The 12,896-nt window shown below is 65.2% G+C and carries 7 protein-coding genes; 2 read left to right on the top strand and 5 right to left on the bottom strand.

All coding sequences use genetic code 11. The features are described 5' to 3' along the window. Positions 1-205: 205 nt before the first annotated feature. Genes ACGFNK_RS35415 through ACGFNK_RS35400 form a run of 4 tightly spaced genes read right to left on the bottom strand, consistent with a single transcriptional unit; the run spans position 206 to position 4,900 of the window. Positions 206-1,693, bottom strand: coding sequence for an argininosuccinate lyase (locus tag ACGFNK_RS35415; protein ID WP_393422604.1), 1,488 nt, complete (start codon positions 1,691-1,693; stop codon positions 206-208). Next, the gene (locus ACGFNK_RS35410; RefSeq protein WP_393422602.1) at positions 1,690-2,532 is read right to left on the bottom strand and encodes a carbohydrate ABC transporter permease; all 843 of its coding nucleotides are present in this window, start codon (positions 2,530-2,532) and stop codon (positions 1,690-1,692) included. The genes ACGFNK_RS35415 and ACGFNK_RS35410 overlap by 4 nt, the downstream gene beginning before the upstream one ends. After that, entirely contained in the window at positions 2,522-3,550 is a 1,029-nt protein-coding gene (locus ACGFNK_RS35405; RefSeq protein ID WP_393422600.1) for a carbohydrate ABC transporter permease, read from the bottom strand. The genes ACGFNK_RS35410 and ACGFNK_RS35405 overlap by 11 nt, the downstream gene beginning before the upstream one ends. 30 nt (positions 3,551-3,580) lie before the next feature. Further along, positions 3,581-4,900: an extracellular solute-binding protein gene (locus tag ACGFNK_RS35400; protein ID WP_393422598.1), complete on the bottom strand. Its 1,320-nt coding sequence runs from the start codon at positions 4,898-4,900 to the stop codon at positions 3,581-3,583. Between the two features lie 170 nt (positions 4,901-5,070). Here ACGFNK_RS35400 and ACGFNK_RS35395 point away from each other — a divergent pair, with 170 nt between their 5' ends. Further along, positions 5,071-6,129 carry a LacI family DNA-binding transcriptional regulator gene (locus tag ACGFNK_RS35395; protein WP_393422596.1) on the top strand — a complete coding sequence of 353 codons (1,059 nt, stop codon included), beginning with the start codon at positions 5,071-5,073 and terminating at the stop codon, positions 6,127-6,129. A gap of 225 nt (positions 6,130-6,354) precedes the next feature. Then, the gene (locus ACGFNK_RS35390) at positions 6,355-10,833 is read left to right on the top strand and encodes a Tat pathway signal protein (protein WP_393422594.1); all 4,479 of its coding nucleotides are present in this window, start codon (positions 6,355-6,357) and stop codon (positions 10,831-10,833) included. 604 nt (positions 10,834-11,437) lie between these two features. Here the strand turns inward: ACGFNK_RS35390 and ACGFNK_RS35385 are convergent. Next, a complete protein-coding gene (locus tag ACGFNK_RS35385; RefSeq protein ID WP_393422592.1) occupies positions 11,438-12,574 on the bottom strand; it encodes a hypothetical protein in 1,137 nt (378 codons plus the stop codon). Positions 12,575-12,896 lie beyond the last annotated feature (322 nt).

Genomic DNA, 12,896 nt, shown 5'->3' with positions numbered 1-12,896 from the left:
TGCGTCTCCTGTCGGATGTTCCGGCCGCGCTGTAGCTGGGATGGCGCCGGTCAGGGGTGGGTATTCGTGTTCTGTTCCTCGCCGCTTCGGATGGTCGGGGTTTGTGGCGTGGCCGTCGGTCTGAGGGAGCCGGCACCGGTTTGCTGGTGGGTGCCTTTGGCGTTGACCCGTGCGCTTGGCCGGTGCCCGGCGGATGGGCGATGTGTCAGGTCCTGTGGTCTTCGGTGAGTGCTTTGGCATCGCGGAGGAGCCGGGCCTGGGCTTCTTCTATGTCCTTGATCCGTTCGTGGACCGTGCGTCGATGTGCCTGGAGGCTTTCGGCTGCTTGGGCGGCCAGTTCCCTGCGCCGGTCTGTGGAGGTTCCGCCTGCGCTGGTTCGGCTTTCGACGAAGCTTCGCGTGTTCAGGACGCCGGCCAGTGTCTCGGCGGAGTAGTTCCGGAAGTGCTGGTCGATCAGGTCCGGGCGCACGGCGCCGTCGGTTGCGCCGGCGCTCTCGTGGGCGGTGATGAGGCGCGCTACGGCCTCATGGGCGCCGCGGTAGCTCAGGCCCTGGGTGAGCACCAGGTCGTCGGCCAGGGCGCTGGAGGTTGACCAGTGGCGTCCGGCGGATTCGCTGAGTCGTTCCTGGTCGACCTCAAGGGTTGTGACCGCCTCGCTGAGCAGAGTGATCGCTCCGGCAGTGGCATGGCAGTAGGCGGGGATGCGGTTGTGCACATAGGCCTGGTCGGAGTCGGTGGAGGTGGCGAAGTGGAGGAGCCCGAGCTGGCTTGCGCCCCAGCCGGCGGCATCGCCTGCCAGGCCTCGTATCCGTTCCAGCACGATGGGGTTTCGCTTCTGCGGCATCATGCTCGACGTTCCGCACAACGAAGGGTCGAGGCGGACCATGCCGACTTCCGAGGAGGACCAGTAGTACAGGTCCGATGCACATCTGCTGATTCCCGAGAGTGTCAGTCCGAGTGCGCCGGCGAGTTCGGCTCCCACGTCGACGGATGACATCCCGGCGTCCCGGGCGTTGAGGATGGGCCGGTCGAAGCCCAGGTACGCCGCTGTGGCATGGCGGTCGATCGGCCACGCTGTGCCACTGTGCGCGGCTCCTCCCAGCGGACATTCGTTGAGGCGCTCGAACAACTGGGTCAGACGTGTGAGGTTGCGGGACACGGGCCAGTAGTGGGCGTTGAAGTAGTGGCCCAGCGTGGTGGGTTGTGCGTGCTGCAGATGGGTGTAGCCGGGTGCGAGAACATCGTCATGGCTCTCGGCGGCGTCGAGGAGCGCCTCGCCCAGGCGGACCAGCTCGCTCATCACTGCGAGGGCGCCCTTTCGGTCGGCCATGCGCAGCCCGGTGGCGTTCTGGTCGATCCTGCTGCGAGCCCGCTGGAGGTCGAGACCGCCCGGGCCGCACTTCTCCTCGAGGTACCGCTCGATCTGCAGCGTGATGGTCCCGATGGCCGGGTCGCCCGCCAGTGTCGCTCGCGGGTCTCCTTCGAGGAGTTCCAGCAAGGCGGCAACGACGGTCCGGCCCTGATCGTGGTCGAAGACCTGCTGGCGGGTCAGCATGAGCGCGTGAGCGAGGTCGATCAATACGAACAGCTCGGCGTTGGCGAGTTCGTTGGAGAGTTCGACGGCGTTGACATGTTCGACCAGGGTCGGCGAAGGCTGAGCGCCGAGCCGGCCATCGGTGAGTGTGGACTTCACTTGACGGCTCCTGCGGTCATGCCGGAGGCGATGTGCCGTTGCAGCAGGAGGAACGCGATCACGACGGGCACTGAGACGGCGAGAGACGCGGCCATCACCTGGTTCCAGTACACGTTCGCTTCGCTCGCGTAGGCCTGGAGCCCCACTGCGACGGTACGGGTCTGCTCCGTTGTGAGCACTGAGGCGAAGAGGACTTCGCCCCAGGCCACCATGAAGGAGAAGATCGAGACCGCGACGATGGCGGGCCGCGCGGCCGGGATGAGGATGCTGTAGAGCAGCCGTACGGGGCCCACGCCGTCGACCTTGGCGGCGTCGTCGAGTTCGCGGGGGATGGTTTCGAAGTAGCCGACGAGCATCCAGATGGAGAAGGGCAGCGAGAAGGTGAGGTAGGTGATGATCAAGCCGGCCCGGCTGCCGACCAAGGACAGGCCGGTGTAGCGGTCCACCATCACGAAGAGGAGGAAGAGGGGCAGCAGGAAGAGGATTCCCGGGAACATCTGCGTGGAGAGGACGGTCACCTTGAACGTCTCGCGCCCGCGGAACCGCCACCGGCTGATGGCGTAGGCGGCGAGTACGGCGACGGTGACCGACAGGACGGTGGCGACGCCCGCGACCACGATGGAGTTGGCGAAGTACTGGGCCAGCGGGACGGTGGACCACATGTCGACGAAGGGATCCAGAGTCGGCTTGGTCGGGACCCACCGGAACTCACCCTGCACCTGGCTCAGTGGCTTGATGGCGGTGCTCGCCATGACGAAGAGTGGCGCGCAGACGAACGCTGTCAGAAGCGTCAGGGTTGTCCGCCGGAAGATGCGGTATCCGCGGGTCTCATGCCTCATAGAGACTCGCCCTCCTTCGGGTCACAGCGAGGTAGGTGCCGGTCACGAGCAACAGGAAGAGCAGAAGCAGCACGCTCATCGCCGACCCGAGGCCGAAGTTCCATGTCACGAACGAGTTTTGGTAGATCTCCACGCTGAGCAGGCGGGCCTCCTTCGGAGCACTGCCGCCGAACAGCACGTACGGCGTCTCGAACTCCTTGAACGTCCACAGGAACATGACGAGAAGGAGGACCTGGTTCACGGGGGCCAGCATCGGCAGGGTGATCTCGCGGAGCTGACGCCACGGGCCGGCGCCGTCGAGGCTTGACGCCTCGTAGACCTCGTCAGGGATGGACTGCAGCCCCGCCATGATCATGAGGAAGGCGAAGGGCCACAGCCGCCAGATCGCCACGACGCACTGCGACCAGAACGAATTGGATCCGATGAGGAAGAACGCGTTGCTGTCCAGGACTCCGAGCTGGTCCACGAGGATGTGGTTGAGCATGCCGTTGTCCCGCTGGAGCAGAAACCGCCAGGTGATCACAGCGGCGAAGGCCGGCAGTGCGTAGGGGATGAGGAACAGCGTGCGCAGTATCCCGGTACCCCGGCGAGTGTGCTGGAGGGATACCGCAGCCGCCAGGCCCATCGACCAGGAGACGGCCAGGACGACCGATGTGAAGCCGAGGGTGACGAGGAACGAACTCAGCAGCGAGGTTCCTACAGGCTGATCGAAGTCCAGCACGGCCTTGTAGTTGTCCGCGCCGGTGAACGGGGCCTGCCACCATTGCGCGAGCTGGTACTGCGTCAGCTTCATGGCGCTCATTGCCAGACCGGCGAGCATCGGCCCGAAGTGCACAACGAGTTCCAGGACCAGGGCAGGCAGGAGGAAGACGTATGGGGTCCAGCGGTAGCGACCGTTCTTCAGGGCCTTGCCGTTCCCGGGGCCCTTGCCGCTTTGCAGACCCTTGCTGATCTTGCGGCGCCGCCGGGTTTCGGTGTCGTTGCCCGCCGCGCCGCGAGCAATGGGGGAGATGGTCATCGTTCAGCCGCCTTGCCGACAGTTCCCGACTCATCCACCTGCGCTGACCTTGGCCGATGCGTCGCTCAGGGCGGAGCTGATCTGCTTGGCGGTGGGCTGCTTGCCGGTGGCCGTGTCCGCGAGCCAGTTGACGACGTCGTTGCCGATCAGCGTCTCGAACTGCGTCTCCTGGGGCACTCTGGGCAGGGGGATGGCACGCGACGCCATGGTCTGTCGGGCAATCTTCGCCTCGGTCGTCTCGAACGCCTTGCCCTTGGCGTCCTTCACCGGGGGAATCGTTCCGTACGCGGCGTTGAGCGTGACCTGCTCCTGGGGGCTGGTGAGGAACTTGATCAGTTCGGTTGCCCCGTCCATGTTGTCGGTCGACTTCAGGATGGCTGCGTTGGTGCCGCCCAGGAAGGAGGCCACGTCCTTGCTGCCCGGCCCGGTGTTGGCGGGCATGGGGGCCACTCCGTAGTCCTCGGCAGTCAGGTCGTACTCCTGCAAGGTCCGTCCCAGGGTCTGGACCAGCATCATCCCGATGCGGTCCTCGGCGAAGGCCTCGTAGACGTCGGCCCAGTCCGCGTTCTCCGCATCTGACGGGTTGACGATCTTGTCCTTGCCCATCCAGGAGAGGTACTGCTCGATTCCTTCGACGGCAGCGGCCGAGTCGAACGCGGGCCTGTTGCCGCTGAAGTAATCCGCGCCGCGGGCCGAGCCAAGGATGTAGGCGTAGTGCACGGCGATGGTGCTGGCCTGACCTCGCACGCCAAGGCCCCACTGGTCGGTGCGCCCGTCGTTGTCGGTGTCCTTGGTCAGCTTCTTCGCGGTGGCGGCGAAGTCCTTCCAGGTGGCGGGCGGCTTCGTGATGCCGGCCTGTTCGAAGAGCTTCTTGTTGTAGTACAGCTGGTAGACCTTGCTGTAGAGGGGAACAGAGGTCGGCGTCGTCCCTTCGGCTCCGCCGGTCTGCAGCGACACCGGGGTGAACCGGTCCTCGCCGCCTATCTTGGCCATCAGGGCGTCGTCCCACTCGACGAGCGCGCCGGTGGCCTGCAGGGACGGGGACCAGCTGTTGCCCAGATTGATCACGTCCGGGCCCTTCCCGCTGGTCGTGGCGGTCAGGATGCGGTTGAGCAGGTCCGTGAAAGGGATCACCTCCAGGTTCACGCGAATACCCGTGCGCTCGGTGAACTTGCGCAGCTCCGGCTTGAGGATCTCCTTGTCCCGCTCGACGCTCGGAGACTGCTGCGAAGCCCAGTAGGTCAGCACCTTGGGGTTGGAGTTGGCGCTCTCGCTGTCCTGACAGCCCGCGACGGCGGCCACCACGGCGATCGCAGCCGCCATCGCGCAGGTTCGCGACGAAGTACGCATATCCGGCTCCCTTCCTCAATGTCATCGTTTACATTGGCGTTGCAGGGGAGTGTGCTCCCCGCAATGAGTCAATGTCAACGATTACAATCGCATTGGACGGCAGCAATGAGAGTGTCACCCCACGACATCGGAGAGTTACATTGAGTAGTGGCGATCGTCAGCGGGTCACCGTGACTGAGGTAGCGCGCGCCGCCGGGGTGAGCACGGCGACGGTCAGCCGCACGCTCCAGGAGCCGGACGTGGTGAAGCCCGCGACGAGGGAGCGGGTCATGGAAGCCGTGCGCCGGCTCGGTTACTCGCCCAACCCCATGGCCCGGGACCTTCGGTACCGCGGCCCCTCGGGCGTCGTCGGACTCGTGACGGCCGGATTCACCAACGTCTTCCAGGCGTGGGTCGCGGCCGGCGCGGAAGCGGAACTGCGTCGAGCGGGCCTGCAGTTGCTCATCGGCTCGACGGATGACGACCCCGCCCGCGAGCCCGAGCTTGCCAGGATCATGATCGACCGCAGGGTCAGCGCCCTGCTCATGATGCCCGACGGCGACGACCGCGACTTCCTGCGCCCCGAGTACACCTATGGCACACCGGTAGTGCTGGTCGGCCGCCCGGGTAACGGCCTCGACGTGGACGTCGTGATGACCAGGGATGACCGGGCAGTGGACGAAGCCACCGACCAGCTCCTGAACCTCGGGCACCGACGGATCGCAGCCCTGGCCGGCCGAGCCGGCTCCTTCCGCGCCGCCCAGCGGCTCGCGGGCTACCGCGCCGCGCTCGCACGGCACGGGCTCCCCGAGCAACCAGAACTCATCGTCACGGACCTCACCAGTCCGCAAGAGGTCAAGGCCGCCATCGCCAGGGTGATGGAGATGCCTGAGCCTCCGACCGCCCTGCTCGCGCTCAACCTCGGTATCAGCAGCGGAGTACTGCTGGACCGCATCGTCAACCATCGCAACGACATCGCCTTCGTCGCACTCGACGAGAACGATTTGTCTGCTGGACTGGGCATTTCGGCAATCACCCGAGACCCGGCGGAACTCGGCAGGCATGCCGCCCTCCTGGCCATCGAACGGATCGCCAATCCGACGGCAAGTCCACGCACCGTGACGCTGCCCAGCCTTCTCGTCCAGCGCGGTTCCGGCGAGCTGCCGCCTCCTCCCCCCGATTCCGGCGCACCTGCGCAGACCGGGGCCGCACCAGACCAAAAGATGTCCGCCGACGGGGTCACCAGCTGACTCGCGGCAGAAAGAAGCCCGGCCCTGGCCCATCCGGCCCTCGATGACAACCGGTCTCTAGATGAAGGGCTGTCGTTCGACCTGCTACCGGTTCGTAATCCCGTGTATAGCCCCTGGGTTGAGCAGTGGGGCACTTTTTCCGTGCGCGATGTCTTGCCACTTTCCATGGGGACTCATAGCTTCCGTAGAGACCGGTTTCTACGGAAGCTATCGTGAGGATCCCGCATGCCCGTCACCAGAAGATCCGTCCTGGCCGGTGCCGCTGCCGGGACCGGCGCGCTCGCCCTGAGTGGCTGGTCCACGGCGGTCGCCAGCCAGGCCCCAGCCGTCGAAGCGGCGGCAGCCGAGGGCGCGCGACGCCTCGATCTCCTCGACTTCGGTGACGACGGCTCCGAGGCGGCACATGACCTGCACGCCCCGGACTCGGCGGTCGTGGACGGCAACGCGGGGGACAAGGCCCGGGTCGCGCGGCCCCTCGACTCCGCCGACATCAAGGCCGGTGACCTCCGCTTCATCATGAAGGTCGACCCGGTCCACCAGAACTACCTCACCGTGAAGTTCTGGGGCGGCGACACCTCGACGTACAAGACGATCGCGTACATCAACGGTGAGCAGATCGGCTACCGCCGCTCCGGTGACTACGAGGCCCTGAACACCGGCACCAACCGCCCGCTGCCCGGGCGCTTCTTCTACGCCACGACGATGCTCCCCCTGGAGCACACCCGAGGGCAGCAGACCGCCGAGATCACGCTGCGGACGTACGACAACGCCTTCAACGCCAAGGTCACCGCCGACTCCCGCGGCTACTACCGGGCTTACACCCACACCGGCGCGTACCTCGACGTGAGCGACGAACCGCAGGCCGACTACACCCCGCGCACGGAGACCGTCACGGCCCTGCCCGAGGAGCAGAAGCAGGCACTGGTCGACGACTACGTGGCGAGCCAGGTGAAGCTCTTCAGCGACTACTCGGCGAGGATCGACGCCTCGGCCACGGCCCGCTTCTCCATCGTCCGCTACCAGGACGAACTCCGCTTCTACGCCACTGCGTTGACCCAGGCCGCCTGGTGCCCGGCCCAGTCCGCCGTCGACAAGAAGGCCGCCCTGTTGCGCGTCTTCAAGTGCGTCGACAACCACACCAAGGACTACTACGGCAACACCAAGCTGCTGGCCCGCGGCGGCCACCAGGGCGACTGGGGCGGCTACCACGGAGCGCTCGGCGAGGCCCTGTACGTCGTGGAGAATCTGATCGCCGACAACGATGTCTACGGGCGTGAGGCATTCGAGGCCTTCCTTGACGAGCCCTTCACCACTGGCACGAGTGAGGGCGAGACCTCCCTCGAGGACGTCGACTTCGACGGCTCACCGCTGACCCGCCGCGCCGCCTGGGGCCGCGTACTCAAGGCCAACTTCGACTACGCCCGCTCCCGGCTCTCGTACATCTACAACCAGGTGATGTACACGTACGAAGGCGCCTGGGAAGCCCACGAGGGACTGCGCGTCATCGGCTCGAAGTTCTTCGAGGGCAAGGCCCGCAGCCATCGCATCGCGGGCGAGGCGCTCGGCTGGCTGCCCTTCCTCGGCGAAGAGGTGCTCGTCGGCCCGGACGGCCAGGACCTGGACCTCTTCCACTCGCTCTTCTACCACGACACCACGGCCCGCTGGACCGACGACTACATCAAGTACGTCATCAAGGGCCTCGCCAAGTCCAAGCTTGACCAGGAGGGCAACGTCGTACGCCGCCTCCCGCTCGGCAAGCACTTCACCGGCATCACCGAGGCAGGCCACACCCGCGAGAACGGCTACGTCGCCAACTACGGGGAGTCCACGAACTACCTCCCCGAGTGGTTCCACCGCACGTGGGGACACAAGGGCGACGAGGAACTCAACGACCACGTCCTGGAGTTGGCGCTGCGCAATCTGCACGCTCGCTCCCACGCCCGGATGACGGACCTCGACGACAACCTGAAGCGTTCCATGCGCATGGAGATGGTGATCGACGAGCGCAACACCAACTACCCGGGGTTCCCCGGCTATGTGCTCCGTAGCTCCGAGGGCAAGATCCTCAACTACGTTTCCCTGGCCCACCACATCGCCCAGCACCCCGACCGGTACGCGGGCGACGCATGGAAGCAGGTCCGCGCCCACGCCCGCGAGGCCGTCGGCTTCGCCCAGCAACAGCTTGCCGACCACCAGTACTTCAACATCTTCGCCTCGGCGAAGGCCAAGAACAAGTACGACCTGAAACTCGGCGAGACCTACGCCTACCTCAAGGCACACGAGCCGACCGGCATAGTCCACCCCCACACCGACTTCGACTGCTACACCGCCGCCGAACTCGACGCGCTCGCCGTCAAGAAGAGCGAGTACGAGCGCTTCGCCTGGGTCGACGTGGACTGCATGTTCGTGTCGCTGCGCGACAGCGATCTGCACCTGTGGGGCCAACTCAACGAACGACAGCGGGGTTTCGCCCGCAACGGCCGGCTGCACGCCCGATACGCCAACCGCGATCACCTCGTGCAGCTCAACTCCGACGGGCTCTTCCAGTACGAGGACTACTGGGCCCGGATGGACAACATCGACGTCGACTTCATGGAGGACCAGCAGACCGGGGACGGCGGGGCGCCGCAGGCTCTCGCCGGCGAGATCGCCCCCATCACCTACCAGCCCGGCGTCGGCACGGTCCGTCGCGAGAACTTCGAGGCCGACCACGCCTATTCGGGCTACCCGGACCTGCTGACCGCCCGCTACGGCCGCTACTTCTTCGTCTTCAACACGACGCGCAAGGTGTATGGAAACGAGCGCGCGTACGACGTGCGGATCCCGGCGGGTCACTCGGGCTCCACAGTCCTCGACCTGGTCAGCGGCAAGGAGCTGGAGATACAGGACGGCAGGGTGACCGTACCGGCGAAGACCGGTGTGGTGCTGAAGTTGTCGTCGGCCGACATTCCCCAACTGCCGCCCGCCCACGTCGACTTCGTGCACACGCTGCCAGGCGACGGCGCGGTCACCGTCACTTGGCAGACCACGGCTGGCGCCACCCACTATGAGGTCCGGCGCGCCACGCGTCGGCCCGGCCCGTACGACCTGACCGCGTCGAGGGTGACGGGCAGGCACTTCACAGACACCGAGGTTCGTACCGACGAGACGTATTACTACCTGGTCACGGCGGTCAACGAGGTGGGTTCTGGGGCGGGTTCACACGCGATCCGTACCAAAGTCCCCGCCTCCGTCTCGCCCGCTCTCGCCAATTCCGGCTGGCGCGACGACGCCTTGGGCACCGCCCGCTCGGGCAGCGCGGCCGTACGCGGGTCGACGATCCGCGTGCTCGGCGCGAGGGGCGAGGGGCTCGGCCAGGGCGACGACTATCAGCTCCTGAAGCGAGACATCGAGGACGAACTCCACTTCGTCAGCCGCCCGTTGCCCGGCAGCTTCACGCTGACCGCTCGCGTCGACACCGCCCGGGGTCCGCTCACCGGCCTGATGCTCCGCGACAAGCTGGACGCCGACACCCGCCACGTCTACTTCGGCGCCGACGCGGACGGCAATCTCGTCTTCCACAACCGCACCCGCGACAGCCGCCACGACTGGCAGGACGACCTGCGCTCGCCCATCACCCGGAAACCGGAGGGCCAGAGCCTCGCCGCCACCCCCTGGCTCCGGCTGGTCCGGGACTTCGCGACGCACCGGGCCCTCGCGCAGGTCTCTTCCGACGGCTCGGTGTGGACCACGGTGGGTTCGCTGTTCACGCCCTTCCCGTACGCCGTCCACGCCGGCCCCGCGGCCACCGGCGACGCCACGTTCGTGAAGGTCGCGCTCGACGCGCTCCCTCCCGACGCCCTCCTCGTCTCGCTCGAGCGCGACGCCGACACCGTCACCGTCCGCTGGAACAAGCCCGAGGACGCCCTGTCCTTCACACTCGCCCGCTCCACCGACGGCGAACAGTGGGAGACAGTGAAGGACAACACCCGCGCTTACACCTACAAGGACGAGGGGCTGCGGCACGGCAGGCGCTACTACAAGGTGACGGCCTCCCTGGTGGGCGGCGGAACCCGGGCCGGCGGGGACCCGGCGGTCGCCGTGGCCGAATCGATCGCCTCCGTCCTGGCCCGGGCACGCAGGACCGACACGGCGGACTGGACCAAGAAGTCGTACGCGGCCTTCACCGCCGAACTCGACCGCATCGAGCAGGCGACGGGCGACGACGAGGACACCCGCATCGACCAGGTGTACGCGGCCTATGAACTCCTCGTCTCCGTCGAGACGCTGATGCGGAAGGTCGAGGTCACGCCGTCGATGGTGCGGGCGTCCACCATCGAGTGGCCGGGAACCGGGACCACCGCGTCCAACGGCTGGCGGGCCTTCGACGGTGACATCACCACGTACACCGACACCCTGGCCGCCGAGAGCTGGATCGACATCGACGCGGGGGCCTCCGGCCCGATCACCGTCGACCGTATCCGCGTGTACCCCCGCGTCGGTCAGCTGAGCCGGGCCAATGGGACGGTCTTCCGTGGCTCGAACGATGGCGGTGCAACCTGGACCGATTTCCACACGGTCAGCGGGGTCAACTCGACCCAGTGGTGCGAGTTCAAGCTCACAGAGCGTGCCTCGTACCAGCGGATCCGCGTCTACGACGGGCACAACGGCCGCTGCAACCTGGCAGAGGTGGAGTTCTGGTACCAACTGCCGGACGAGCTCTGAAACAAGGGTCGCGGCCTGCTCCTGCACGAGGGACACCAGGTCCGTGGACGCTCCTCATGCGTGGCGAAACGGAGGCGCGACATGGCAGGAATCGCGTTACGCGCAGCCGTTGACACAACCGGAAGCCGGCATCATTGGCAGCCGCCACACCTCCGTCGGCAAGACGATCTGGGCCGAACAGCCCCTGCCGGATGAGCGTGCGCGCGACGGTCGGCCCAGTGCGAGCGGCTGACGCACACCCTGCGACGCTCACCGATCACTCCGGACGGTCATCAGCGGTCGCCCGAGCGGGTCGGGCCGCGCGCAGACGGATGCCGTGGTCGCGCGGCCGCCGAGGTCCGGTCCGTGGCCGCGCGGGTCAGTTCCCGCTGAACGGCGGATGAATACGTTTCCTCCAACGCCCGTGAAGCGGGAGGAGGCGTAATGTCTGGCACACGATGCCCACACTCCGTGTCGTGCCGCATTGGAGTAACAGGCGCGGTGATAGAAACGCCGCAGAGAACAGCAAGACACCCGAGTATGGACAGTGGTACTACGTATTGCCGCTCTCGAACTAAGGCGTGGCGGCTGACAGAAAGCCCGAGATCCCTGCGGCTCCCTGATTTCAGCCCTGGCCCACCAATTCCTTCACTTTGTCCAGCATCGCCTTATCGATGTTTGCCCCAAAATCCTTATATACCGTCTTTTCTTTTTTGTATTTAACGCTTTTCACGGCCCAGCTCTTCAATCTGGCAAGGGCTATTGAGCACCTTAGTAGTCCCTTGTCAAAGGCGGCGGAAAGCGGTGCAGTCGCCTCAACGGGGCCAGATCGCAAAATTAGTGTAACGGCGGCATGGGGCTCTATGGCCACCCAGGAAGATCCTCTCACTGCTGCGGGTTCATTTCGGCCATCGTGAATGCTTTCCACCCTTAGGTCGGTAGGGGGTATTTTTGAATGCGCCCCCCTTGTTCGCAGCGCGGCATAAGGGCTCAGTATTGCCGCTCTACTTCCCTTGTTGACAATCATCAACTCCACCATAAATGGGCTGGAGTCTACGATATTCTTGAGTCCGCCCGTGAGTATGTCAGCCCATGAAAGGTCACTCCTGAGGGTGGTAATGGCGTATCGAAGGCATTTGTCGAGGCGATCTACATCAAATGCCTGGATTGTCGCCGCTAGGTGCTTTACCTGTTCCTCAATTTCAGGTGGATCAATGGGAATGGATTGCGATCGGCCGTCGGGAAAGGTCAGCACGACAGATTCCGTGCTGTCAACATGGCGACTTACAACGGAGCAGACTTCTGGCTGATGAGTGGCACCCTGGTCTAGCTCGGAGAGCACAAGTTTGCCGCTGCGCAAGCCTGTAACAATCTCCGAGAATACGAGCGGACCGTCATTCATGAGACTGTACACAAATTCGGCCTTCTCTTCTTGGGCCCTGCACTGCCAGAGTCTCATCTGCATCCCCCGTGCAAATTCAATCTGCCGGGGTGCCTCTGCTTCGACGTCTTGCGCGCGGCTGCGAATATCCTGAATTCTGCTCTCGGTCGCGTTCCTTTCAAGGTTCAGATCAGAAAGACCGAACGATTTAGCCGCTTCCATGAGTCCATCTCCGACGAGTACCGTATCCTCAGGGTTGCGACATTTCGTAATAGATATCAGGTTGAGGTCCAAGCGCACGCGGTCACGAAAAAAGGTTAGCCAGGTGCCCACTGATCCGCCCACAACTGCGAGAGAGAGTGCGATAATGTATGTGATCATTCTCATCACCCTGCAGCAGCAGCTCGACACTAGATAGACCGCCTGCGCGCCATGAATCCCTGACTCCATTCGAACGCCGCGCTTTCGTTCCTGCAAGTTGGTGAGCCCGGGTGGAACCTCGCACCGCCAACGCTGTGGAAGACCTCATGGCCTACGGCAGCGGACTGGATCTCATCGAGCGTCCGGTGTCCCGAGATGAGGTGGGGCACTCCCGACGTCAGAGCGCCGACTTGGTTGTGACCGCACCGAGGTATTGGATTACACCGATCCCAAGGCCGGAACCCTCCAAACCGGGGACCACTTGATCACCAGCCAGCGAGCA

Origin of the sequence: Streptomyces sp. NPDC048825 (assembly GCF_043198355.1) — a bacterium.
Classification (GTDB): Bacteria; Actinomycetota; Actinomycetes; order Streptomycetales; family Streptomycetaceae; genus Streptomyces; species Streptomyces xiangluensis.
This window is presented reverse-complemented; position numbering and strand designations above follow the sequence as displayed.